The sequence below is a fragment of the Opitutia bacterium ISCC 52 genome (assembly GCA_014529675.2).
In the GTDB taxonomy this organism is placed as follows: Bacteria; Verrucomicrobiota; Verrucomicrobiia; order Opitutales; family UBA2995; genus UBA2995.
In genome coordinates, this window is the sequence record CP076040.1 from 547,985 (window position 1) to 571,188 (window position 23,204).

Consider the following 23,204-nt stretch of genomic DNA (forward strand, 5'->3'; position numbering starts at 1 on the left):
TCTAGTTTCCGCGTTGGGTGAGCCGAACGGATTAATCGTGATAAAAGAGGAGGGTTGAAATGTATCGTTCCCCCGTATCGGGTTGCATGACGACGATGTTCTTTCCTTTGTTTTCGGGGCGACTGGCGACTTGGCGTGCAGCCAGGGCTGCAGCTCCGGATGAAATACCAACGAGAAGACCTTCGCTTGTACCGAGTTTCTGGGCCGTCTTAATCGCTTCGTGACTGTCGATGCGAATCACCTCGTCAACCACATCGCCATTGTAGGCTCCGGGAATGAATCCGGCTCCGATTCCTTGAATCATATGAGGTCCCATTTTTCCGCCACTTAGCACGGGGGATTCTTCCGGCTCGACGGCGATGATCTGGACGTCGGGATTTTGCTCCTTCAGATAGAGTCCAACTCCTGAAACGGTTCCACCTGTTCCAACACCCGCGACAAAAATGTCTACTTTACCTTCGGTATCGTTCCAGATCTCCGGTCCAGTGGTGTCGTAGTGGACCTGTGGATTGGCCGGGTTGTTAAATTGCTGAGGCATGTAGGCTCCTGGAATCTTCTCAGTGAGCATTTCCGCTTCATGGATTGCTCCAGGCATCCCCTTATCGGCATCGGTTAGAACCAATTCCGCGCCCAAGTTTAAGAGCATCTTGCGTCGCTCGATGCTCATGGAGGAGGGCATAGTAAGAATGATTTTGTGACCTTTAACGGCGGCGGTCATGGCCAGACCGATGCCTGTATTACCCGAAGTCGGCTCGACGATGGTCCCGCCCTCAGGAAGGCTCCCATCTTTCTCAGCAGCTTCAATCATCGACAGCCCGATGCGGTCTTTTACGCACCAACCCGGGTTATAACCTTCTAATTTGCCAATGATATGGCCGGGCAATCCGTCACTGAATTTGGATAGATGAACCAGCGATGTGTTGCCGATCATCTCACATAAATTGTTGTATATAGCCATGTTAGACTGGGTCTAGGCGCGCCCTCGTAGAAGATAGGGAGACTGGGACGCTATTTACCAGAAGCGACAACGATGTGCATAGCCCCCGTAAGATCAAGTAGAAAGCCAGCTCGCGATGGATCGCCTATTCGGTGTTTAAATTAAGTATTTCTTAGTATTTTGGGTAATAAACTAAAGACAAGACCAGAACTGCATCTAAATCAAGTATTAGCGGCGATATTATTATAGTTAAGTTTGGCTTCTTTGGAGGCGAATAACCTGGGTCAGTAAATGCTAATTAAAGTGGTGTGAATCAATCCAGGAAGCGGTGACCTGAAGCGGCTCAAAATCACCCCTTTTCGATACCCAAATTGCGATGCCGAATCGCTCTGCTTTTGATAGCTCTATCGACGGCAATTCCAGGGTCCATTTTCCTTCCTTTGAAAATGAGCTTTGGTGATCAAGAACGACGAATTGTTGCTCCAATTTTCTTCCTCGATTCTCACCACTCTTTACATCTGTCACTACATTCAGACCTAGAATCGCAACATTCAAGGTCAGGGGTTGTTCTTCTGAATAGCTTACTTTCAATCGACCATTTTCCGCTCTAGCTTGAAGGATGCCCGCTATTTCCTTCGATTTTGGAAGTAGATCTTTACTGAAATAACCCCGCCATTCTTCCCCGTTGGATACAAAGCAAGGAGTGTAGACTTGCCTTATGAGTCTCTCTTCAGCGTAGGCATGTTGCCTTTGCGTAAATGCTTTGGATGCAAAGGGGTCTTTCCAACCCAAGTGGTCCCAATAATCCACGTGATATACGACAGGGACAATTTCGGACCATAGCCCTGGGTAATCGGCAAACTGATTGATCCAGCGTTCGGCGGGTGGGCAGCTGCTGCACCCCTGAGAGGTAAATAGCTCAAGTAGCTGGCTTCGCTCTTCGGTACTTTGGAAGATGAGCGGATCTGCTCCCTTTGCTGAATTATATACAGATAGAAGTACTGTACTCAGGATTGCGATGAATTTGCTTATTCGATGCATGCCAGTTGGACGTTGAATGTCCCTGGCTTATTCACTCAGGCCGAACGCCTAGTGCTGGTGATTGTGATGTTCGCGCAGAATGTCTCTTCCGAAGTCCCCATCGAAATCCCGCCACACGGCATGGATATGATTTCCTTGGTTTTGGATATTGTCGTACTCGATCAGGAACGTTGGACCTTGGATCCGGTAGTAGTGTTTGCCGCCCTTTTCGGTGGGTCCAGCCCAGGCGAAGGAAATGTTTTCGACTCCTGCGTTTCTCAGAACGGCTTGTCGGGCCTGGGACACATCCTCTGGCATGTTGTTGAGATACTCATCGATCACTGTCTTGAGCCCTCTCCTTTGTTCAGGAGTCATATCGGATGTAGAGAGTCCTTTTGGACTGAGAGGATCCGCTGTTTTATTCGCGCCGGTGTAAATATCCCTCGGAGCATTCTCGGCAATGATGGCCACAGCTTGTTGCTCCTTGGGCAACGATTGGATAAATGCTCGGGCAAGGTCCTCTTCTTGTTTCAGCGCGCGAAAGCCGGTGGTTGGACCGACGTCCACTTTAGCAGGGTTGGCTCCCCAGAAATTGGGAGCCGTCGCCAATAGCTTCCCATTCACTACAGTAAAATTCAATGACAGGTGATGTCCTTCGAATCGCCAGCCCCAGGTTCCTCCTTCTTTAGGTTCGCCGAAGATCGCGGTGTAATAAAGCTCCGGATCGCGGTGATCCTTGTTTTCCTTGATAAAGAGTACGGCTTCGAGATCGATGATGTTCTCCACTTTCTCTTGTCCTTGGGCACTCAAGCTGGCTGAGAGTAGTTTCCAGAGTTTTGCCTCTTGCTCCTCGTTCAGGTCCTTTAGGTCCACACCCTTGCGCTCGCCTGTCTTGGGAATGAAGTGCCAGTTGAGCCGCTCCTCTTCATTCTCCATCGAGAAAGTGGCGCGATACTTGAGCTCAGTCGTTAGGGAATCGAGGAAATCAGCCGCTGCAGTCTGCATATTCGAAACCGTGGCCTCGACTGCAACGAGGCTGCTAAGTGGCGAAAGAATTAAACTTAGGGTGAGAAAAACGGAGAATATAGATGTTTGTTTCATAGGGAATAGTCGAAGATGTGGGTATTGAAACATGAAAGCAAGAAATCAAAAGCCAGCTTTGTGAGCTTGGCTTTTGAATCGACGAAATAAATTGTCGCTGAACTAACGACCTAATCCGCGAACTCGACCGTGTTGCCCACGGCGATCAAAGCTGGGATCGGGCTCTCCTCGTGTATAGCGCGGAATAAAGGGGTAGGTCTCGGTCAAATAATAGTGGTAGATGCCCTCCGGGTATTCCGGAGTAACCCCGAAGCGGCCATTGCATTCATCGAGGTCACCGTATCCTTCGACATACTCCCAGTCTTGGACGAATGTACCGTCGTAATACCCTTTCGGTCCGTCGGGACGAATGCCTTCTTTGAGCTTAAAGCTGGGTTTTGCCTTGGTTAATGCACTCTTCTTGTCAGAAGGATCATTGTATCCGTGAAAAGCATACACCGGGAATCCGTCCGAAGCATACCCGACGAGGATCATGCCTTGAGAGTTATCGCTCAGTTTAACCAATCCATTGGGGATGCCATGGTAGTGATAAGCCCCAGTCGGTTGGACGTGGCCATTGCTGGAATCGATACCTAAGTTGATGTTTCCCGATAAAGCGTCATATATCCACCCAGAATCCATGTCGCCTCTCCAGTACTCCGCAGTACCAGGATCAAAAGGAACGCCATTGATGGCTACCCCGAAAGGCTGACGCTCAACCGGGGTGAATGTATGCAATGCCATACGCCGGCAGCTGGATACGCCTTATCGTTTAATACAAGACAGCTCAATCGCGATCAGATGATTGATGGTCAGGAACGGAATCTCCTGGAGCATTTAAGTGATATTGGGATTCTGGATACAGGCATATCTGAGCCAGATGCCTTGCCGCAGTTTTCTTCGGCGGACGATGAAGAGGCATCGTTACTTGCACGAGTGCGGTCCTATCTCGCGGTGAATTGTGTGTCCTGTCATCAGCCAGGAGCGGTGGCTTCTACTTCGTGGGATGCCCGTCCCCATATTGGGCTTTTGGAAACCGGATTGATTGAAGGATTGCCTTTGAATGATGGAGGCGATTCCAATCGGCGCTTGATAAAACCAGGCGAGCTGGATCTCTCAGTCTTGCTTAGTCGGATCAGTGAGAGTCATGGATTCACCCGGATGCCTAATGTGGCGACCAATGAGTTGGATCAAGACTGGATTGATCTAATGACTGAATGGATCGATTCGGTGACTACGGGTTTTGTGCTTTGGCAGGATGATACCTTTGCGAATCCAGAATCCTTGGAAGCAGATCCACAGTCTGATCCCGACCTTGATCAGCAGACGAACACGTTTGAATACCTGGTCTCGACCGACGCTCTGGATGCTGGAAGCGTGTGGCCGCTCGAGGCCGCGGTGAACAGTGATCAAGTCACTTTGACGATACCGGTTACACAAAACCGTTCTCATGAGATCCAGGTTTCTGACGATCTCAAGAATTGGGATGTTTGGTCCTCGCCGGGAAACCCTTTTCAGGTTGGTGAAGAACTGGTGGCTTCCGTGCTAGTAACCGGGCCCTATTCGCCCAATCGATTTTTCCGTATTCAGGTGAGTGAGCAATGATCGGAATTCAGGAGCAGTGTTACTTCGCCTCCTGTATTTATTGAATCTATTCTGGGTGCCAATATCTCTACAATATTCGGATTGTGGAAGTTCTCTACTTTCGTTTTGGGAGAGGGGTAGTAGACCATGCCTTCAAAGGTCTTTTGCTTGAAAGAAATTTGGCAATGACTGAAGAAAAAATCTTCCGGCGGGATGAGATTCGTCCAGGCGGTTTGCCGGGCTTCATAGTCACAGGCAATGAGCTCCATGGAGCGGGGCGATATGTCGATATTGATCGTTCCGAGAAAGTAGTCGCTCAATGGAATGTTTAACTTCTCAAAGTAGGGGAGTTGCCGGATGAGCGATCCGCCTGTGTAAGGGCTCGTCTCGGATCGGCCCGATGCCACACCGTGGCCTTCGACAACGATTCCGGTTACTTTGATAGCTTTGCTCATCAGGCTGTCATCTTTGAGAAGGTAATTTCGCTTAGCTACAATTTATTTTTGCATGATAGGAGTCCACGGGTTTTGCTGGAAGAATAACTGAGGGTAAGGCGCCCTGCTAATTCCCATTTTCACAAACGCATCCCCATTATGATCAACGTCAATCAACTCAATCATACCGCCATCCATGTCGCCAACTTGGACAAAAGCGTGGAATTCTACCGTGACGTCTTACAACTCGAGCAAATGGGGCGACCCGATTTCGATTTTCCTGGGGCATGGTTTCAGACAGGTCCCGATCAGGAGTTGCACCTTATCTGTAAAGACGCCCAGGACTACACGGTTCCATTGGAATGGCATACGGCTTATCGGATTCCGGATATGGCGGCAGCGGTGGCGCATCTTGAAAAGATGGGGATCGATTATGAGGGGCCACGGTATCGGCCGGATGGACCGCTTCAGCTGTTTTTGAATGATCCGGACGGGCATGTCATCGAATTGACCCAGCTTGATGTTTAGGCGGCTGTTGAGTTTCAGTATTTTGGCAGTATGCGTATCAGCCTACTGGGGTTGCACTAAGCTCGGTACGGTGACTGAAGAAGCGTGGGGAACCCTGCCAACCGGAGAGGCCGTGACTCTCTACACACTGACCAATCCCAGTGGGATGGAAGTGAAGATCACTAATTATGGCGGGATCATCGTGTCCTTGGCCACCCCGGATCGGGAAGGTGAACTTGAAGATTTGGTACTAGGGTATCATACCCTCGATGAATATGTGGAGCGCAACCCGCTCTTCGGGGCGATCGTTGGGCTGTATGCCAATCGAGTGGAAACCGGACTGGTTGAGTTGGATGGAGAACAAGTTCAGCTTTTCGTACGTGAGCTACCTGGACAGGTTCCAGTCCATACGCACGGTGGATCCGTGGGCTTGGACGAGGTAGTTTGGACGGCGACGACTGGGAGAAAGCAAAAGGCGGTTTATTTGAATCTCCAATACTTGCACCCAGATGGACAGGATGGTTATCCCGGGCCTGTGCATGTCTCAGTCACCTATGGTTTAACAAATGACAACAGTTTGGTCGTTTACTATGAGGCATCGACCGAGAAAACGACGGTCCTGAATCTGACCAATCACTCCTACTTCAACTTGATAGGCGGTGGTATCGGCAATGTTAGAAACCATGTGGTTCAGCTCTATTCCGACGAACTGACGGAAGTTAAGCCAGGTCTTATACCCAACGGCAATTTTATCCCTGTGAAGGATACTCCCTTTGACTTCAATATGCCCAAGCGAATCGGTCTGGAAATCGACGACAGTAACGAGCAACTTCGCCTGGGCCGAGGGTATGATCATAATTATGTGCTGCGTAAATCAGATCAAAAAGGAGCGGAACTTTTTGCCACGGTTTATGAACCTACAAGCGGTCGAATAATGGAAGTGTTTACCGATCAACCGGGAGTGCAGTTTTATACTGCGAATGGCATGCGAGGCATCACCGGAAAGTATGGAGTCGAGTATGGACCGCGGAGTGGATTCTGCTTTGAGACACAACATTATCCAAACTCGCCTAATCATCCTCATTTTCCGAGCACGGTTCTTCGCCCAGGTGAAATCTTCAAATCGACCACCGCCTTTACCTTTAGCGCGGAGTAAAGTAGCCCAGGCATCTTGCCTGGGTAGATTCGGAGAATCGAGTAATGCTTGGTGGCATTAATCTTTAAGGTCTGATGGAAAGCCTCTTGGGAATAAACAGGCGAGACGCCTGTTCTACTATTTTAGATACAGCCCTATAAAACTTGCCGAAGCATCGCCTCATTTACTTAATCAGCATTATGCCTTACACCGCCGATCCTGAGTTTGAATCATTCATTCGAGATCTCCCCAAAACGGAGACGCATTTGCACATGGAAGGGGCCTGCCCTTACGAATTATTGAAAGCCATGGATCCGGTGAAATACGCAAATCCACCCGCGTTCTGGGCGGACGATTTTCGCTACGAGAGTTTTGACCAATTCATGGGATGGTATGTGGAATACTGCTTGGCCTTTTTTAATTCTGCCCAGCGTTACCATGAAGCAATGAAGATCGTGCTGGGCAACTGTGTCGCCCAAGGCTGTCGCTACGTGGAGACCAGTTTTCATTTGCCGGTGGTATTGGGAATGGAAGATTCGGGGCCTACCTTGATTGATGCTGTTCGCAGTGCTGCGCCGCAAGGATTGGAACTGAGGATTTTTGCCGGTATGAGTCATGATGATTACAAAGATGCTGGTGCAGAGCTCATTGAAGAATGCCTGACCTGGAAGGGGCTGGATGGCATTGATCTGCATGGTCAGGAGTATCTTCCTCTGGAGCCTTGGACCGCCGATGTTTGGCAACGTGCGCGTGCTGCGGGGAAATTTACCAAAGCGCATGCAGGGGAGTTTATGCCCGCCTCATTTGTCGATAAAGTGCTGGATGAAATTGGTGCCGAACGGATTCAACACGGAGTTCGTTCCGTGGAGGATCCTTCTACGGTTCAACGTTTGGTCGATGACCAAATCGCATTAGACGTTTGCCCCATCAGTAACCTCAAGCTCGCTGTCCAGGGTGTAACCACCATGGCTGATCACCCCATTCGCCAACTCTTTGACGCCGGTGTGAAAGTGACCATCAACTCCGATGATCCTTTCTTCTTTGGCAATCGCTTGAGTGAAGAGTACTACGCGCTCAATCAAGATTTGGGTTTTTCCAAAGAGGAGCTTACCCAGATTGCTGGTAATGGTTTTGATATTGCCCTTGTTGATGAAAGTATTCGGCAGCGGCTGAAGGACGAGTTGGCGGACTATTGTGCAGGTTGAGATTGTTGATAATTGACCCCTGACCCTGTTTTTTAACTCCCTGGAATTGTTTTGAAAGGTCATTGCTTTTGGGACGACCTAGTCTCTGTATTGCATCATTATGTCTCAAACGCCTTTCTACGAGACGGATAAAGCCGTCGCTGAATATTTGCTTTTTCACTATGGGTCTTCGGAAGAGATCTTGCCGTATCCTGGTGGGCCTACGAATGCCTTACATTATCCTGTGCGTTGCATCGTGGAGTGTTTTGATTCGGCCTTGCTGCCTTCCAATGCACGGGGGTTGGATCTGGGTTGTGCGGTTGGGCGATCGAGTTTTGAAATGGCTCGCATTTGTGGCTCGGTCTTGGGGATTGATTATTCGCATCGATTTATTGAGGCGGCTGACCGCTTAAAAAATGATGGCGTTTTGAGCTATGAGCGGACGGACGAAGGTGATTTAAGCACCACCTTGGAAGCATCGATCCCGGAGGGGGTGGATGGGACGAAAGTTACCTTTGAACAAGGTGATGCCACAGATTTGCCAGCAGGCATTGGAAGCTTCGATGTGCTGTTGGCTGCAAATCTCATTGATCGATTGGAGGATCCTAGACGCTTTCTGGATTCCCTGCCCGATTTGCTCAATCCAGGTGGACAGTTGGTTATCACATCTCCCTACACTTGGCTGGAGGAATATACGCCAAAGTCCAACTGGTTAGGAGGATTTGAACGTGACGGATCCGTCGTACGAACCCTCGAGGGATTGGAATCCGCTTTGGAATCTCATTTTGTGAAGGTTAAGGCTGTCGACCTTCCATTCCTGATTCGCGAACACGCGCGAAAGTTTCAGTGGAGCGTGGCTCAAGGGACGATCTGGGTTAGGAAGTAGTCGGTCAGGAACATTTACAGTTCCTGATAAGGGGTAACATCTTTGGTAATGATGGCCCGAGCGATTTGCTCCCGGGGGGGTATCAGGTATATTATCAGCAAAGCGTTAATCCATTTACTTCTTCTTATCATGAGTGCACCACAATCTACTTTAAACAGGTGTCATTCCTTTGTCGTTTGTCATCTGAACGATGAACAGAAATCGGATCGGCCTTTCAAAGTTCAAATGCCGTTTATAACCATCTCGCGGCAAACAGGAGCCGGCGCTCGAACTCTTGGGCAACGACTGCAAAGGCTCTTGGATGCCGATATGCCCTTGGTCGAAAACCAATGGACCTTGTTTGATCGAGATCTTGTGCAGACGGCTATGCGTGAGCATGGTCTGCCCGAGCGCTTCGCCCGATACCTGCCGGAAGCACATGTTTCCGAAATTGGTTCGTTGATCAGTGAGCTGCTGGGATTGCACCCGCCGATCTGGGAATTGAATCAGGATGTATTCGAAACCTTGATTCATTTAGCCAATCTTGGCGGAGTTATTCTTGTCGGCCGCGGATCAATGTCGTGACAAGAAAATTGAATCATGGGATCCATCTGAGATTGGTAGCAGGTAAGGAGACGCGAATTAAACGTTCTGCTGACTACTACCGGATTAGCCGTGATGAAGCTGCTGAGTTTATTGAGCATGAAGATAAAGCTCGAAGCGTTTGGGTGCGTGAGAACTTTGGAGAGAATATAAACGATCCCAGTTGTTACGATCTATGTATCAATACGGATCGGATTTCTGTCAGCGATGCGGCCCATATGATCGTGGAAGAAATGAAACGGAAATTTCCGGTACCTGCGGAACATTGAGATAAAATCGGACGGATACTTTTTGGCTGAAAATAAAGTTGATTAGGCAGGTTTGGAAGTTCCTGATGCAGGCTTCGTCTCTGAATCCTGCAATGCACTCTCCTAGTTTGTTCTACCGCCACCGAATTTCAATTTTTGGCGGATTCTGTTACCGGGTATGAAAAAACCGGAAGGCAGATTCTGGCAGCCGAATTTCCCTCATGCTCCCGATCGCTGGCCATTCTTTTATGGGTGGGTGATCGTGATCGTAGGAACCCTTGGCATTCTCTGCAGCATTCCTGGGCAGACGATGGGTGTGAGTGTCTTCACGGATGTATTAATTGAGAAGTTGGGATTAACGCGGATGCAACTAAGTATTGCTTACCTGGCTGGCACTACCATGAGTGGTTTTCTTCTGCCCAAAGGGGGTCGAGCATTTGACCTGTATGGAAGTCGGAGAACGGCCTTTGTGGTTTCTTTGTTGTTGGGCGGTGTGCTTATCTTTTTCAGCTATTCTGATTATGTGACTGTGGGTGCCCAACGTTTGGTCGGAAGCTCGAACTGGATCATTGCCTTCGCCATCATTCTGCTGGGGTTTTTTGCGCTTCGGTTTACAGCCCAAGGAATGATCACCATGGCGTCCCAGGCAATGATTGGGAAGTGGTTTCACGAACGGCGAGGCCTGATTATGGCTATCAGTGGCGTGTTTGTAAGCGTGGCTTTCTCCATGACCCCTTTGGTGTTCAACTGGATGATTGAACAGTTCACCTGGAGGGGTGCCTGGTTGGTGATGGCGGGGATCCTGATCTTTGGGCTTAGTTCGGTTTGTTACATTTTTTATCGAGACAATCCGGAAGAGAGTGGACTGGAGATGGACGGTCCGCTTAAAGGCACGGGTGCCAAAACAACGCATCCCGACAATGTCATCGTGCGTGACTTTACCCGCAATGAAGCGGTTCGCACCGTGGGCTTCTGGGCCTTTGCCAGTGCCTTCATCTGGTGGGCCCTATTTGGCACGGGATATACTTTTCACGTAGTAGCGATCTCCGGAGAATTGGGTATGGAAAAGTCGACTCTGCTTTACCTGTTCTTTCCAGCATCTATCGCGAGTATGATCGCCAACTTCCTGATCGGCTACGTCAGCGACTACATCCGTATTAAATACGTGCTGATGGCTATGTGCCTGGGGATGCTGCTGGTTCCGGCCGGACTTTTGCTCATGCCAGAAACACTTGGGTTCGGACTTTTTATTGTGGGGATGGGAATCACCAATGGGGCTTTCGCCAACTTGAGTGGAAACATCTGGCCTCGCTTTTTTGGGCGCACTCACTTGGGAGCCATCCATGGGTTCAATGCATCCGTCACGGTGATTGGCAGTGGAATCGGTCCTGCTCTGTTTACGACCTTCAAAGATTATGGAGCGGGGTTCAACGGTATGTTCTGGATGGGATTGACTGTTCCGTTCCTTGTGCTGCTTTTGAGTCTCTTCGCCGACAATCCCCAGCGGAAGTTGGCAGAGAACAGCTGACTTTTTCAGGTGCTGCTTTTTTGAACAGAAGAGAACGAAGAAAACGAAGGGTATTGAAAGCGGCATTGCCGGAGGCAATTACCCTACCATTCATGATCGAGGTAGGGCCATCGCGTCCTCGCGATGCCGCAGAATGTCCGTGTGGTGAATGTCTTCTAGGATGTCCGCGGCCTCAGCTGTACATGTTTCGACTCACCGATCAACCGGTAGCCGATCTTTTGGTAGATGCTGTTTGAGGTCGGATTGTCCAGGTCAGTGAACAGGGCGGTAAATTTCCAGCCATCGTCCAATAGCTTCCGGGTCAATTGCGCGACACCACTCGTTGCGTATCCTCTTTTTCGGTACTCTGGAGGTGTGTAGACCATATTGACAGAGATTCCATTCACCATGGGGCGAGCGGTTGCCAGGGTGGATAGAACTTGTCCGTCTTCCTCGTAGAAATAATAGAGATCCTGTTCAGTATCGGTTTTCAGCTTGTCTCGAGCTTCGGAACGCAGGGGCTCTTGATTGAGCGACTCAATGTGAAAAGCAATCATCCAATCAGTAAGCTTTTCAATTTCATCCATGGTAACCGGACGTATGGTTCCTGGTCCCAGCAATGTCGGATCAACCTTCCGGCATTCATAGATGCCCTGGTTCATGGTGAAGGTGTTTTCCAGTCCGAAGCGTGGCATGGCCAAAGCCGTATAGGATTCAACAAGCGCGGGTTTACCTACAGCGCCGACAATGTCCATGCCTTCTGTCTCCAAAAAATTGATGAAACATTGTAGCGCCTGGGTTGTTTCGATTTTGGGAGACCAGAGTCCGTAATCAAAGGGTGGGGTGCGCCAGCCAGCTAGTTCAATCTTCCCGCCATCCTCAACTGTGACCCACAGGTGTTCGTCCGACTGTTGATCTTTATTTTCCGAAATCGATTTGAGGATACCAACAATCAGATTGTTGGCTCCTTCCTGTTCCAGGAGCTGAGGACGAAGTTTCTCCCACAATATCGCTGGGTCGCCATATCGGATAACTTCCATCCGAGGAGCCTAGTGAAGGAAAGTACGTATGCCAGTGTGAATATGAACCATCCCGTATTCATCGGTGGCCTGTGCTACATCATCAGAACGAAGGCTTCCGCCTGTTTCTACGACATACTGAACATTGGTTCGGCTGGCCCGGTCGATGTTGTCGCGGAAAGGAATAAAGGCGTCAGAGCCGAGCGTGATGCCAGAGAAGGTATTGATCCACTCGGCGCGTTCTTGTTTGGAGATCGGTTCCGGGCGTTCGGTGAAGCTTTCAAGCATCATGGCTTCCTCGCGAGCGCTCAACGAATCCCACAGCAGGTATTGATCGATCAGGTTGGTCTTAACGACTTTGGGGAGCTTGTCCTGAAAGTGAAGATTACGAACCTTCGGGTGACGTTGCAGAAACCATTTTTCTGCCTTGTCGCAAGCGAGACGTGTGCAGTGGATACGTGACTGTTGTCCGGCTCCTAGCCCAACGATTTGTCCATCATAGGCCAAGGAAATGGAATTCGACTGGGTGTATTTTAAAGTGATGGCTGCGACGAGGAGCGTTTGGTAGGCACTCTCTGGAATGTCCGTGTTGCGTGAAACAATATTCGTCAGGTCGTCTCGGGTAATGATTTTGTGATTTCGTTCCTGGGACAGCTGAATGCCAAACAATTCGCGCATCTCCATGGGATCCGGATCGTAGTCAGGATCGATTTCGAAAATGAGGAAGTTGCCTTTTTTCTTTTGCTTGAGGATCTCCAACGCTTCAGGCTCGTAGCCTGGCGCAATTAGTAGGTCGCAGACTTCCGTCTTTAGGAACTGTGCCAAGCTTACATCCACCACATCACTGACTGCGGCGGCATCGCCAAACGAGCACATGCGATCGCCTCCGCGAGCTCGAACGTAGGCACTGGCGAGTGGGGAGAAATCGGTATGCTTGAGAAACTGGGATTCCTTGAACTCATCGTCGATCTCCTTGGCCACAGCCGCCCCAGCTGGACTCACATGTTTGTAGGAAGCAGCACTGGGAAGTCCGGTTGCTTGGCGCAGCTCGCGAACCAACTGCCAGGCAGTAATTGCATCGAGCAAGTTTATGAAAGAAGGAGCACCATTGAGTAGTTTTAATGGCTCACCTGAAGTGAATGAAACGGGTTTGGTTTGTTGGTGTGGATTGGCACCGTAGCGGAGTTCGATCATGGTCGGTCGGATAAGTGAATAAGTTAATTCAGATTTGCGGAAGCAAAGCAGCTTTGGAGTCCTGAGACGTTTGTCACCTCAAATATGCTCTTACAAAAAATACATCACGATTTCGGATGCAGATACACCCAAGTCGCTCCCCAACCTCCAGTTCGATCATCGGCCAAATGAAAATCGCGAACCGTTTCCAATTTCGGGAGCAGTGCATGAACAGTCGCTTTGATGGTACCAATTCCGCGGCCGTGGACGACACGCACCTTGAGGATATCTTTTTCCTGGCAGAGCTCCAAGTAGTCAGTGACCAGGTCCTTCACATCCTGAGGCCTGAACTGATGAAGATCTAATTCACCATCGATGGGGTATTCGACCGGATCCGCGTCCTCCATCGCTCAACAGGAACGACCACCTTCGGTTTGCGGTTCGCTAACAATGGCACCTGGAAGAGGAGGAAGGGAAGGCTCGAGGACACCTTTCGCTTTGGGCCAGGCGATGAAGGCTTCTGCAATCATCCAGATTTCAAGGGCCACAGTGGCTAGTCCAATGAAAACTAAATGCCACTGACTTTGTGCGATCCAGCCGGTTGGTTTGAAGAGTTCAATCCCCATGGCAATACCCGGAAGTATGAGCATAAAGATCGTGGGTATTGCTACAAAGAAGACCGGAAGGTTGCGGCGCCACATCCAGAAAGTGATCACGAGAAATGCTAATCCACCTAGTAACTGATTGGTGGCTCCAAACAACGGCCAGAGGATGAGCCCGCCTTTGCCTGCTGACTCCCAACCCCAGGGTGAACCGGGTAGCGGAATGGCTGCAATAAAGCCGGCCAGGATGATGGCGAAGATGGTGGCCCCGTGTTTATTGGTGAGCCAACCAAATGGATTCATGCCAGTTGCTTGCAATTCTCCGCTTTCGGATTTGGGAACAAAGGTGGAAGCGAGCTCTTGAATAACATAGCGCTGTAAACGGCAGGCTGTATCTAAAGTGGTTGCTGCAAAGGATGCCACGAAAACACCCATCAGGGCAACGGCGAATGCGGCTGACAATCCGAGGGCCTGAAGAAAGTTTGCGGAGCCTTCGATAAAGGCACCGATCTTTGCTCCTAGTCCCTGAGCCGTCATCCAGGAAGCGTAGCGCGCTTCATAGGCGGCACTTCCTGTGAGTACTTCACCACCTACGGTAGCTGCACCCAATCCAAGTCCTGCGACACAAGCAAGAATGACCAGGGTCGCCAGGAATCCTTCAGTGAGCATGGATCCGTAACCTACGAATTGAGCATCGGTTTCGCATTTCACCTGTTTGGAAGAAGTGCCCGATGAGACCAGGCAGTGGAACCCACTGATGGCTCCGCAGGCGATGGTTATAAATAGAAAGGGGAAAATCCAGGGAGCGCCCTCGGGTGCCCAGCGAAATGCCGGAGCCACGATTTCGAGACTGGTTCGCCCTGCCTCTTCCGAAACGGGAGTTCCGCCAATGATGGCTGCTACGGCCAGGCCGAGAACAACCAGTGCCAGCGCTGAGAGTAATTGAAGCGAGTTAATGAAATCCCTCGGTTGTAATAAGGTCCAGACCGGCAGGACCGACGCGATGTAGGAATAAATCAAGAGTATGAGTACCCAGGCAAACAGGCTGATGCCGTCATTCAACGCACCAGGCTCTCCACCCAATGTATAATTCACAGCATGGAAGATTCCCCAATCGCTAAAGATAATAGAGACATACATCACCGCGAGAGCGATGATGGAAGGGACCAGGATGTTGACGCCTTTGCGGTGAAGGGAAACGCCGATAATGATGGCTAGAGGAATTTGGACGAGGCAGGGAAAAATGGCGGACGGGTAGAGATCGAACACATTGGCGATAACCAGGCCGAAGATGGCCAATACAATCGTCAGCGCCATAAAGAGGATGGAGAGGAAAAGGAGACGGGTGCGTTTGGTTAAGATGCGTCCGGCGATATCGCCTACCGTTTGGCCGCGATTTCGCATGGATACGACAAGACTTCCAAAGTCGTGCACAGCTCCTATTAATATAGAACCGAAGAGAACCCATAGAAGTGCAGGAACCCATCCCCAGATCACGGCAAGAGCAGGACCCACAATCGGACCCGTGCCGGCAATCGATGTAAAGTGATGCCCGAAGATGATTCCTCTATCGGTCGGAACATAGTCCTTGTCGTCATTGAGCGCTACACTCGGTACAGTGGCTTCGGGATCGAGTTTGAAAATCTTTCGTGCGAGCCATTTGCCGTACGTATTGTAGGCAATGAGGTATAGGACAAGTGCTCCGATGGCTATGGCGAGTGTGAACATGATTTGAGAAGTCGAGGTGGAAGGATGGCTCCTAGGTTAAATGACTAACTAATGACCGAGGTCAGTCTGAGAGAACGAAATGATTAAGTAGATACAGGGAACGTTATTTGATAACTTGCGGTCATACTTATTCGAATGCTGGTGCTTGCGTCAAGCGGTGGCATCATAGAAGCTTATAATTAAAAGAGGCACCACTGCCTCTATTATCCTTAGAACCATGTCCAATCTTTCCACCTATGCAGTTTCAGATCATTGGGATGGCCCATTTGAAGAGGCCGGATTAGAGGAGTGGGCACAAAAACTTCGAACACGTTTGATCTCGGAACAGGTCGATCTGGCCTTCGTCTTTGCTACACCTGAATACCAGGATTCTTTCCAGGACATTTTAGAGCTTATCCAAATTCATTGTCAGGTGCCTAACCTGATTGGCTGTACTGGAAATTCTCTTGTGAGTCAGGGATTTGAATATGAGCTCAGCGAAGGTGTGACGCTCTCATTGCATCGGCTGCCCAATGCTACCATCGATACCTTTGATCTTAAAAGTGAGATGACCGACGATTATCCCGACTTTGAGGATGGAAAAGTATTCGAGGAGTTGGAAAAGAAATCGCCAAACGCTTTTGTGGTCTTTGCTGACCCTTTCTCGACTCATCCCGAACAAATGCTGGTCGAATTTAACCGTAGGTTTTCAGGAGTGCCCGTCTTGGGTGGCTTGGCTTGTGGAACTCGGGAAATTGAAACCACCACTTTATTTTTAAATCACCAGGTTATTGATAGCGGGGCTGTTGGGGTCGCCATAGGTGGGGACGTCGTTATTGAATCTCTAGTTTCTCAGGGATGTCAGCCCGTAGGAGATTCTTTCATCATCACTTCAGCTGAAAACAATGTGGTTGATGGGATCGCGAATCGAAAGGCCTACGAAGTTCTTAGTGATGTTTTCGATGACCTTCCCGATGCTTTGAAGTTGAAATCTCGAGGCAATTTACACGTAGGCTTTGTCATCAATGAGTATCAGCAAGAATTTGATAGAGGTGATTTCCTTGTAAGGAATCTTATCGGTGCGGATCCAAAGCGAGGGTCTTTGCTCGTGGGTGCGCTTCCTAGAGTTGGTCAAACCTTGCAATTCCAACTCCGAGATCGTCACTCCGCTATGGATGAATTGAACGATCAGCTGGAGAAGATGGTCCAGATGCTGAAAGGCCGTAAACTCTATGGAGGCCTATTATCTACTTGTACAGGGCGTGGAAAGAGCTTCTTTAAGGTACCGGATTTCGACGCGAGTAGTATCCAGGATCATTTGGGGCCCTTTGGAGTAAGTGGCTTTTTTGGAAATGGTGAATTTGGGGCCATCGGGGGTGTGAATTTCGTACATGGCTACACGGCTGTATTAAGTGTTTTTACTAATAAGACTTAAAATGTAAAAAACGAGAACCCCTTATTAGTATGGGGGAAACTCTAAAAAATCCTGAAAGCCTTGATTATAAAGGGTTATAGTGTTTTTATTGGCTGCATAAGGGTGTTAAGTATTGTAAACAAGAGGTAAATACTAGGTTCATATAGGGGAAATACTTATAGACTTTCGTCGATAAATTTGATAATTTATTTTTGAAGTTTACCATTGAACCGAAGCAAAAACACTTAAAACGATGATCACCCTCTTTAAAATCCTGATCGCCACATTAATCCTGACATCCTGTGCGATATCCATTATGTCCTTCGATATGGCTTCCCTGTCCGTCCAAATGAATGGCGACTTTTTAAACTTTTTCCGCGAGAACGATCTCGCGATTGGAATTATCGGCGGAATTTTATTGATCGGTTTCATCGCTCAAAAGAGGATGGCTACCGAGGACGCAGCTTGATCCGCTGTGCGCTCACTTGATTAACACTAGATAGGATTAAAAAGGTCGTCTTTCGGGACGGCCTTTTTCATGTACTCATCCATCCTACGCCCCCTTACTTACTCCCGCGATAAGCAGACAGCACCTGGAATTGCTGCCCCATAGTTGCTGGATGAATAAGATGCATGAGTGTTTGGCGCTGAGGATCAAACTCTCCCGCTTTGGCAGTGACTATTTGTTCAATTCTGCGAACGGCGTTTTTTACAAAGAAAGCTTCTTGGCTTTCGAGGCGGCAATTTTCGAAGCCTGCTTCTTCCAGATCCTCCTTCAACCAGTCCCAGCAAATATGGCAGGTTATGTCTTGGAGCCCTGGTTGCTGAAGCAAATTTGAGGATTGTTCATGCTTGTAGTAGGCCCGTGCTGTGCCTTGCGGGAAGTCTCGTGCAAGCTCGGGCCAGGTTTTTCCATAGTCGAGTGCGATAAATAACCCATCCCAATTCTCATTGGTTAATTGATGAAGCAATGGCCTTGTCGCCAGAGGTAGATCCAATGAGTACCCCTCTTCGGCTTCTAAAGGCAATTGATGACGAAAGGCGTACACTTCCTTGGAGAACTCCTCCAGAATCGTTTCTTTCAATTCTGGGCCTGAGCAATCGACCCCGAGTTCGCGCCATTGACCCTCTATATGTAAGAGACGATGGAAAGGCTGTGCATCGAATAGCTCATTTGAAAATACAATACATTGTCCGGATATGTCTATGGGGTCGGATGGGCCGATTCGAATAATCTCTTTAAACGGGCACTCTGTATCGTCCCACCAACCGGCATCGCTTTCGTATCCCACTTCCACCCAGGTCCAATCGCTAAGTGCCACGGGACTGATGGGATTTTCTTCGAGTAGTTTTTTGACAGCATCGACGACTAGGAGCCCGAAGACCTGTCCCAGGCTTTGCGAAGTGTAGAAGTCAGTGTCTTCGTTGCGGCCTACGCGTTGAATTGCTCGGCTATAGTAACCGCATTCCGGATCGTAGAGGGCGGATTGTATAAATGCTTGGTAATTGAGCCTGCCGTTTTCTGCGGCCAGCGATCGCAATTTCTGAATTAGTTTTTCAGATATGGGATGCTCAATCGGTTGGCTCATGTCTCAAAGCTTGAAAAAGGTGGATGAATTCGGGCAAATTAAAGACATACCATACAAAGTGGTTCTTTTTATGAGACGAGGATTAATTATATACCTGACTGTTGCCTTCCTGATTCCAATAAGTGTGGTGACCCTTCTGGGGGAGATTTTTGGAGGCTGGTTCTCGATTGGTTATCGCAAGGAGTCTCGCCAATTTCAAGAAACACTGCGCCTGGTCACGGATCACTATGTCTATGCTGACAAAGTCGACTCAAGTGAACTGACCGGGAATGCCATAGATAACTTGCTTCGGTCTTTGGATGAGAATTCAGAGTATCTTCCTCATTCGGACGCTGAGGAATTTGAAATAGAAACTGAACAACGGTATGGTGGCATCGGTGTAGAAGTAGAGTGGGCAGACGATCGAGTCACGATTGTATCCCCATTTGCAGGGAGCCCTGGGGAACTGGCTGGTATACTTCCCGGTGATCAGATTGTGCAAGTAGAAGGACAGTCTGTGGATGGGATGCGATATCGGGAGGTGGTCGAGCTGTTACGAGGTCCGTCTGGTAGTAACATCGAATTCTCAGTATTCCGTCCTTCGACCAAGGCCGTCATCGATATGGAGGTCATCCGACGGGTGATCAAGGTACATAGTGTTCGGGAAGTAGGTATGATCGAGCCGGGGGTCGGTTATATTCAAATCACACAATTTGGGACGAAGACTTATAATGAATTTGTTTTGGCACTTAACAAATTGGAGAAAGACAATCTTCGAGGCCTCATACTCGACCTGCGGAATAACCCTGGGGGTGTGCTCTCAGCAGCTGTCAACATTGCTGGTGAGTACTTCGGAAAAGGCGAAACGGTAGTCTATACCAAAGGCAAAGATGAATCGCAGGATAAAACCTACCTGGCGAGTACGCCTGCTAGGAAGGGAGAATACCCGATTGTTGTATTGGTCAATGAAGGCAGTGCCAGTGCTTCCGAAATCGTTGCGGGCGCTTTGCAGGATATTGGCCGGGCCAAGCTGGTTGGTACCAAAACGTTTGGCAAAGGTTCGGTGCAGACTATATTCCAATACAGAAGTGGTGATGCCATGCGATTGACTACCGCTATGTTTTTCACTCCGAGCGGACGCGTCATTCATAAGCAGGGAATCGAACCGGACGTGGTAGTTCCGCAAACGGAGGAGGAGCTCAATAAGCTCGTTGTTCAGCGTCGATATCTTGAGTCCCTCGGTGAAGAGGCGTTCCTGGAAAAATACGGATTTGAGCCAGTGCCGGATAAACAGCTCGATGTAGCCTTGGAAGTGGTGAGAAATCGCATGGTTTTGTAAGCATTCGGGGCGTTTGTCCTGCTCGTTTATTTTACAATTTTCCGACACAAATTTTTCGTGCACTCAGAAATTTAGTTCTCTAGGGTCTGCGGCTTTTATGGAAAAGGTCTTACAATTACTCGTCGAAGGAGAGTCATTAAGCACCCGGCAGATGGCTGAGGTGTTAAATTATTCTGAGGAAGAGATCGAGAAGCATCTCCAAGCTCTCAAGGATCAAGACATCCTGCTTGGGTGGCGTCCGATTTTGAATCCGACGAAGGATGTGGAAGACCTGGTGCGTGCGGTGATCGAAGTGAAGATTAAACCTGAACGCGAAGGTGGTTTTAATAAACTGGCTGATCGAATCAGCCGATTTGACGAGGTGGAAAGCTGTTACCTCATGTCTGGCGCCTACGATCTGCTGGTGGTTGTTAAAGGACGTAACCTCCAGGCAGTTGCAGGATTTGTATCGGAGCGGCTTGCTTCGATCGAAGGTGTCCTATCCACCGGAACGCATTTTCTATTGCGAGCCTATAAAGAGCAGGGCTACCTCCTGCCGGGGACCGCGGAAGATTCTGAGAAACCCAAAATTAGCCCGTGAACACGATTAAAGAAACAACTTCATTTGTCGCCCATCATGTTCGCGATATGCCAAAATCCGGCATTCGCGATTTTTTTGAATTGGTGCAAGCGGCGGACGATGTGATTTCACTTGGAATTGGTGAACCCGATTTCGTGACACCCTGGCATATTCGTGAAGCGGCTATTTATGCATTGGAGAAGGGGAAGACGAGTTACACCTCCAATCTGGGACTACTCAGCTTGCGCAAATCTGTGTCCAAATACATGGCCAAAGAATTTGAAGTGGAGTATAATCCAGAGAGCGAAATATTGATCGCGGTTGGAGTATCCGAAGCTTTGGACATTGCCCTGCGGGCAGTGGTTAATCCTGGAGACAAGGTTATGTACCACGAGCCTTGCTACGTGTCTTATCATCCATCGGTTTTGATGACGCATGGGGTGGGCGTGAAGGTTGCGACCAAAGAAGAAGATAATTTTGCTCTGGATCCGCAACGACTCTGGGATCATTGGGAGCCAGGCGTAAAAGCCCTGTTGCTCAATTTCCCGACCAACCCGACCGGAGGTACGGTGACTCGTGAGCAATTGCTCGAGATCGCCCGCTTCGCGCAGGAGAAAGACGTGCTTGTAATCAGCGACGAGATCTATGCTGAGCTGACCTTTGAAGGAAAGCACACTTCTATCGCCAGTCTGCCGGGTATGAGGGATCGCACCATACTTTTGCATGGTTGCTCCAAGGCATTTGCCATGACGGGATTTCGCATTGGTTTTGCCTGTGCAAATCCGGAATTGACCGAGGCTATGATGAAGGTCCACCAGTACAGCATGCTTTGTGCTCCGATTTTAAGTCAGGAAGCTGCAATCGAGGCATTAGAAAATGGACAGGATGCGGTTGCTCGAATGAAAGAGCAGTACCAGCGTCGTCGAGACCTCATTGTCCGTAAGCTGAATGAATCGGGACTCGCCTGTCATTTGCCGAATGGAACCTTTTATGCATTTCCTTCGATCCAGTCTACGGGCATGACTTCGAAAGACTTCTCTTTCAAGTTGTTTGAAGAGCAACGTGTGGCTGCCGTGCCAGGAGATGCCTTTGGTGACAGTGGTGAAGGTTTTATTCGATGCAGCTATTCGACGAGCTATGAAAATCTAATTCAAGCGACCGATCTGATCGACTCATTTGTCCAGGGCTTGTAGCACTCAGTGCTCATTGCTCTCAGATAGTTCGAAGTCGCACGAGACATCGAACTGGACGATTTTTTATTTTAAGTTGGTTATTTTCTGGGGACCTGTTACCACAGGCAGCTTTTTTCATGGAATTCACGCGCAAAAGTGTAGCTTTGGTGGGCCGTCCGAATGTTGGTAAGAGCCGTTTGTTTAATGCGGTTACGGGGCGGCGATTGTCTATTGTACACGATATGCCAGGGGTGACTCGCGACGTGGTGTCCTACGATCTGAATTCTGGGCACACCTTGATGGATACGGGTGGCATTGGTATTAAGCCTGAAATGACACCTGCCCTGATTCAAAAGGCGGCAGAACAGCAAGTCGATTTCGCGATTGAGGCGGCCGACATGATTCTCTTTGTGACGGACGGTCTTGATGGTCTTACTCCTTTGGATGAAATGGTTGCTGAGCATCTGCGTGCCAGCGGAAAACCGGCTTGGGTGGTCGTAAACAAAATTGATGGTCCAGAACACGATTTTAAAATCCATGAGTTTCAGAAACTGGGGCTGAAAGGCCTTATGTTTACGTCGGCTGAACACCGACGAGGCATTAAGGAGCTACGTACTTTTATTGCCGATACGCTTGGGACGGTACCCGAGCAAGAAATAGAGTCCGATTCCAGAATTCGAATTTCTTTCGTTGGACGACCCAATGTAGGGAAATCTTCCCTTTGTAATTCCCTTCTTCAAGAAGAGCGAATGATTGTCAGTGATATTGCCGGCACGACTCGCGATGCCATTAGTCAGGATTTGGATTTTCAGTCCAAGTCTGGCGATCTACTTGAGTTTAGTCTGATCGACACGGCCGGGTTGAGACGAAAGACCAAAGTAACGGATCCAGTGGAGTACTTTTCATCGGTACGAGTCGACGAGACGATTGCTCGCAGCGACGTTGTATTCCTGGTGCTCGATGCCATGGAAGGTGTCACCAAGCAGGATAAATTGATTGCTGGGCAGATCCTGAATAAGGGCAAAGGCATCATCGTCCTGGTCAACAAGTGGGATCTGGCTGTGGAGACCTTTGGCGAATACACCTTGCCAGGTTACAAAGACCTCGTGGATTTTCAGAAAAAATTTGAGAAGTCTGTGAGGAAGGAAATCTTCTTTTTGCCTGACTCACCCATCTTGTTTGTTTCAGCACTCTCCGGATTGAGAGTTGATGATATCCTCACGGAAGCCTCAGTGATCTATCAAAGATTATTTTCCGAGGTTCAGACGGGGCGTCTAAATATTGCCCTCAAGCGTTTCATGGATCGGAATCCTCCTCGGCTCATTACCAAGATCCGGTTCAAGGTGTACTACGCAGTTCAAATTAGCACCCGGCCGATTAAGTTTAAGCTGTTTTGTAATCAGGCTGGTCGACTGGATGACTCTTATAAGCGTTATCTTCAGGCTAAGTTACTTCAGGAATTTCAATTACAAGGCTGCCCGCTTCTCTTTGAACTCGAAGGAAAGAAACCGCCGAAAAAATTTTCCTAGTCTTTATTGAAGGCCGCG

At 49.1% G+C, this 23,204-nt stretch carries 24 protein-coding genes; 14 read left to right on the forward strand and 10 right to left on the reverse strand.

Translation table 11 applies throughout. The annotated features are described in order from the left end of the window. Positions 1-31 precede the first annotated feature (31 nt). From cysK to GA003_02380, 4 genes are all read right to left on the reverse strand, one after another. Complete coding sequence (gene cysK, locus GA003_02365; GenBank protein ID QXD28841.1) at positions 32-958, reverse strand: cysteine synthase A; 927 nt, start codon at positions 956-958, stop codon at positions 32-34. Positions 959-1,231: 273 nt separating this feature from the next. Further along, positions 1,232-1,978 (reverse strand): DUF1223 domain-containing protein, encoded by a 747-nt coding sequence (locus GA003_02370; protein QXD28842.1) that lies wholly within the window; start codon positions 1,976-1,978, stop codon positions 1,232-1,234. A gap of 48 nt (positions 1,979-2,026) precedes the next feature. Then, a complete protein-coding gene (locus tag GA003_02375) occupies positions 2,027-3,058 on the reverse strand; it encodes a DUF3500 domain-containing protein (GenBank protein ID QXD28843.1) in 1,032 nt (343 codons plus the stop codon). 102 nt (positions 3,059-3,160) lie between these two features. Then, on the reverse strand, positions 3,161-3,781 hold the full coding sequence (locus GA003_02380) for a YHYH protein (GenBank protein ID QXD28844.1): 621 nt from the start codon (positions 3,779-3,781) through the stop codon (positions 3,161-3,163). Between GA003_02380 and GA003_02385 the strand changes: the two genes are divergently transcribed. After that, positions 3,770-4,642 carry a hypothetical protein gene (locus tag GA003_02385; protein ID QXD28845.1) on the forward strand — a complete coding sequence of 291 codons (873 nt, stop codon included), beginning with the start codon at positions 3,770-3,772 and terminating at the stop codon, positions 4,640-4,642. The two genes, GA003_02380 and GA003_02385, sit on opposite strands and share 12 nt — an antisense overlap. Here the strand turns inward: GA003_02385 and GA003_02390 are convergent. Next, entirely contained in the window at positions 4,624-5,076 is a 453-nt protein-coding gene (locus GA003_02390; protein QXD28846.1) for a hypothetical protein, read from the reverse strand. The two genes, GA003_02385 and GA003_02390, sit on opposite strands and share 19 nt — an antisense overlap. Positions 5,077-5,214: 138 nt before the next feature. Here GA003_02390 and GA003_02395 point away from each other — a divergent pair, with 138 nt between their 5' ends. The 7 genes from GA003_02395 (at position 5,215) to GA003_02425 (ending at position 11,125) form a co-directional block, all read left to right on the forward strand. Beyond that, positions 5,215-5,583 (forward strand): VOC family protein, encoded by a 369-nt coding sequence (locus GA003_02395; GenBank protein QXD28847.1) that lies wholly within the window; start codon positions 5,215-5,217, stop codon positions 5,581-5,583. Beyond that, a complete protein-coding gene (locus tag GA003_02400) occupies positions 5,576-6,718 on the forward strand; it encodes a galactose mutarotase (GenBank protein QXD28848.1) in 1,143 nt (380 codons plus the stop codon). The genes GA003_02395 and GA003_02400 overlap by 8 nt, the downstream gene beginning before the upstream one ends. Positions 6,719-6,897: 179 nt before the next feature. After that, positions 6,898-7,902: an adenosine deaminase family protein gene (locus GA003_02405; protein ID QXD28849.1), complete on the forward strand. Its 1,005-nt coding sequence runs from the start codon at positions 6,898-6,900 to the stop codon at positions 7,900-7,902. 100 nt (positions 7,903-8,002) lie between these two features. After that, positions 8,003-8,767: a putative 4-mercaptohistidine N1-methyltransferase gene (locus tag GA003_02410; GenBank protein QXD28850.1), complete on the forward strand. Its 765-nt coding sequence runs from the start codon at positions 8,003-8,005 to the stop codon at positions 8,765-8,767. Between the two features lie 129 nt (positions 8,768-8,896). Beyond that, positions 8,897-9,331, forward strand: a complete 435-nt coding sequence (locus GA003_02415; protein QXD28851.1) for a cytidylate kinase-like family protein — start codon at positions 8,897-8,899, stop codon at positions 9,329-9,331. Beyond that, the gene (locus GA003_02420; GenBank protein ID QXD28852.1) at positions 9,328-9,618 is read left to right on the forward strand and encodes a cytidylate kinase-like family protein; all 291 of its coding nucleotides are present in this window, start codon (positions 9,328-9,330) and stop codon (positions 9,616-9,618) included. The genes GA003_02415 and GA003_02420 overlap by 4 nt, the downstream gene beginning before the upstream one ends. 157 nt (positions 9,619-9,775) lie before the next feature. Next, positions 9,776-11,125, forward strand: a complete 1,350-nt coding sequence (locus tag GA003_02425; protein QXD28853.1) for an MFS transporter — start codon at positions 9,776-9,778, stop codon at positions 11,123-11,125. Between the two features lie 155 nt (positions 11,126-11,280). Here the strand turns inward: GA003_02425 and GA003_02430 are convergent, their stop codons facing one another. The 4 genes from GA003_02430 to GA003_02445 form a co-directional block, all read right to left on the reverse strand. Then, the gene (locus GA003_02430; GenBank protein ID QXD28854.1) at positions 11,281-12,144 is read right to left on the reverse strand and encodes a GNAT family N-acetyltransferase; all 864 of its coding nucleotides are present in this window, start codon (positions 12,142-12,144) and stop codon (positions 11,281-11,283) included. 9 nt (positions 12,145-12,153) lie between these two features. Beyond that, positions 12,154-13,317 (reverse strand): phosphoribosylaminoimidazolecarboxamide formyltransferase, encoded by a 1,164-nt coding sequence (locus tag GA003_02435; GenBank protein QXD28855.1) that lies wholly within the window; start codon positions 13,315-13,317, stop codon positions 12,154-12,156. A 104-nt stretch (positions 13,318-13,421) separates the two neighbouring features. Further along, complete coding sequence (locus tag GA003_02440) at positions 13,422-13,703, reverse strand: Smr/MutS family protein (GenBank protein QXD28856.1); 282 nt, start codon at positions 13,701-13,703, stop codon at positions 13,422-13,424. Positions 13,704-13,706: 3 nt separating this feature from the next. Beyond that, complete coding sequence (locus GA003_02445; GenBank protein QXD28857.1) at positions 13,707-15,626, reverse strand: carbon starvation protein A; 1,920 nt, start codon at positions 15,624-15,626, stop codon at positions 13,707-13,709. Positions 15,627-15,843: 217 nt separating this feature from the next. On the opposite strand from GA003_02445, the gene GA003_02450 reads away from it, so the two are divergent. Both GA003_02450 and GA003_02455 read left to right on the forward strand, forming a co-directional pair. Beyond that, positions 15,844-17,040 carry an FIST C-terminal domain-containing protein gene (locus GA003_02450; protein ID QXD28858.1) on the forward strand — a complete coding sequence of 399 codons (1,197 nt, stop codon included), beginning with the start codon at positions 15,844-15,846 and terminating at the stop codon, positions 17,038-17,040. A gap of 232 nt (positions 17,041-17,272) precedes the next feature. Further along, positions 17,273-17,488, forward strand: coding sequence for a hypothetical protein (locus tag GA003_02455; GenBank protein QXD28859.1), 216 nt, complete (start codon positions 17,273-17,275; stop codon positions 17,486-17,488). 94 nt (positions 17,489-17,582) lie between these two features. On the opposite strand, the gene GA003_02460 is transcribed toward GA003_02455, so the two are convergent. Continuing rightward, positions 17,583-18,608, reverse strand: coding sequence for an SAM-dependent methyltransferase (locus tag GA003_02460; protein QXD28860.1), 1,026 nt, complete (start codon positions 18,606-18,608; stop codon positions 17,583-17,585). On the opposite strand from GA003_02460, the gene GA003_02465 reads away from it, so the two are divergent. The 4 genes from GA003_02465 to der all read left to right on the forward strand — a co-directional run bounded on the left by GA003_02465 (position 18,607) and on the right by der (position 23,186). Further along, positions 18,607-19,926 (forward strand): S41 family peptidase, encoded by a 1,320-nt coding sequence (locus GA003_02465; protein ID QXD28861.1) that lies wholly within the window; start codon positions 18,607-18,609, stop codon positions 19,924-19,926. The genes GA003_02460 and GA003_02465 overlap by 2 nt on opposite strands. 97 nt (positions 19,927-20,023) lie before the next feature. Then, a complete protein-coding gene (locus GA003_02470) occupies positions 20,024-20,506 on the forward strand; it encodes an Lrp/AsnC family transcriptional regulator (GenBank protein ID QXD28862.1) in 483 nt (160 codons plus the stop codon). 47 nt (positions 20,507-20,553) lie between these two features. Further along, positions 20,554-21,678, forward strand: coding sequence for an aminotransferase class I/II-fold pyridoxal phosphate-dependent enzyme (locus tag GA003_02475; protein QXD30322.1), 1,125 nt, complete (start codon positions 20,554-20,556; stop codon positions 21,676-21,678). 116 nt (positions 21,679-21,794) lie between these two features. Further along, positions 21,795-23,186 carry a ribosome biogenesis GTPase Der gene (gene der, locus GA003_02480; GenBank protein ID QXD28863.1) on the forward strand — a complete coding sequence of 464 codons (1,392 nt, stop codon included), beginning with the start codon at positions 21,795-21,797 and terminating at the stop codon, positions 23,184-23,186. Positions 23,187-23,204: the final 18 nt, after the last annotated feature.

What these genes read in the sequence shown, in the direction of transcription:
- GA003_02415 (QXD28851.1), top strand. Translation starts at nt 8,897, where the DNA reads ATGAGTGCACCACAATCTACTTTAAACAGGTGTCATTCCTTTGTCGTT.
- GA003_02405 (QXD28849.1), top strand. Translation starts at nt 6,898, where the DNA reads ATGCCTTACACCGCCGATCCTGAGTTTGAATCATTCATTCGAGATCTC.
- GA003_02425 (QXD28853.1), top strand. Translation starts at nt 9,776, where the DNA reads ATGAAAAAACCGGAAGGCAGATTCTGGCAGCCGAATTTCCCTCATGCT.
- GA003_02455 (QXD28859.1), top strand. Translation starts at nt 17,273, where the DNA reads ATGATCACCCTCTTTAAAATCCTGATCGCCACATTAATCCTGACATCC.
- GA003_02445 (QXD28857.1), bottom strand. Translation starts at nt 15,626, where the DNA reads ATGTTCACACTCGCCATAGCCATCGGAGCACTTGTCCTATACCTCATT.
- GA003_02440 (QXD28856.1), bottom strand. Translation starts at nt 13,703, where the DNA reads ATGGAGGACGCGGATCCGGTCGAATACCCCATCGATGGTGAATTAGAT.
- GA003_02380 (QXD28844.1), bottom strand. Translation starts at nt 3,781, where the DNA reads ATGGCATTGCATACATTCACCCCGGTTGAGCGTCAGCCTTTCGGGGTA.
- GA003_02470 (QXD28862.1), top strand. Translation starts at nt 20,024, where the DNA reads ATGGAAAAGGTCTTACAATTACTCGTCGAAGGAGAGTCATTAAGCACC.
- GA003_02400 (QXD28848.1), top strand. Translation starts at nt 5,576, where the DNA reads ATGTTTAGGCGGCTGTTGAGTTTCAGTATTTTGGCAGTATGCGTATCA.
- GA003_02430 (QXD28854.1), bottom strand. Translation starts at nt 12,144, where the DNA reads ATGGAAGTTATCCGATATGGCGACCCAGCGATATTGTGGGAGAAACTT.
- GA003_02395 (QXD28847.1), top strand. Translation starts at nt 5,215, where the DNA reads ATGATCAACGTCAATCAACTCAATCATACCGCCATCCATGTCGCCAAC.
- GA003_02475 (QXD30322.1), top strand. Translation starts at nt 20,554, where the DNA reads ATGCCAAAATCCGGCATTCGCGATTTTTTTGAATTGGTGCAAGCGGCG.
- der (QXD28863.1), top strand. Translation starts at nt 21,795, where the DNA reads ATGGAATTCACGCGCAAAAGTGTAGCTTTGGTGGGCCGTCCGAATGTT.
- GA003_02370 (QXD28842.1), bottom strand. Translation starts at nt 1,978, where the DNA reads ATGCATCGAATAAGCAAATTCATCGCAATCCTGAGTACAGTACTTCTA.
- GA003_02385 (QXD28845.1), top strand. Translation starts at nt 3,770, where the DNA reads ATGCAATGCCATACGCCGGCAGCTGGATACGCCTTATCGTTTAATACA.
- GA003_02465 (QXD28861.1), top strand. Translation starts at nt 18,607, where the DNA reads ATGTCTCAAAGCTTGAAAAAGGTGGATGAATTCGGGCAAATTAAAGAC.
- GA003_02460 (QXD28860.1), bottom strand. Translation starts at nt 18,608, where the DNA reads ATGAGCCAACCGATTGAGCATCCCATATCTGAAAAACTAATTCAGAAA.
- GA003_02410 (QXD28850.1), top strand. Translation starts at nt 8,003, where the DNA reads ATGTCTCAAACGCCTTTCTACGAGACGGATAAAGCCGTCGCTGAATAT.
- GA003_02390 (QXD28846.1), bottom strand. Translation starts at nt 5,076, where the DNA reads ATGAGCAAAGCTATCAAAGTAACCGGAATCGTTGTCGAAGGCCACGGT.
- GA003_02375 (QXD28843.1), bottom strand. Translation starts at nt 3,058, where the DNA reads ATGAAACAAACATCTATATTCTCCGTTTTTCTCACCCTAAGTTTAATT.
- cysK (QXD28841.1), bottom strand. Translation starts at nt 958, where the DNA reads ATGGCTATATACAACAATTTATGTGAGATGATCGGCAACACATCGCTG.
- GA003_02435 (QXD28855.1), bottom strand. Translation starts at nt 13,317, where the DNA reads ATGATCGAACTCCGCTACGGTGCCAATCCACACCAACAAACCAAACCC.
- GA003_02450 (QXD28858.1), top strand. Translation starts at nt 15,844, where the DNA reads ATGTCCAATCTTTCCACCTATGCAGTTTCAGATCATTGGGATGGCCCA.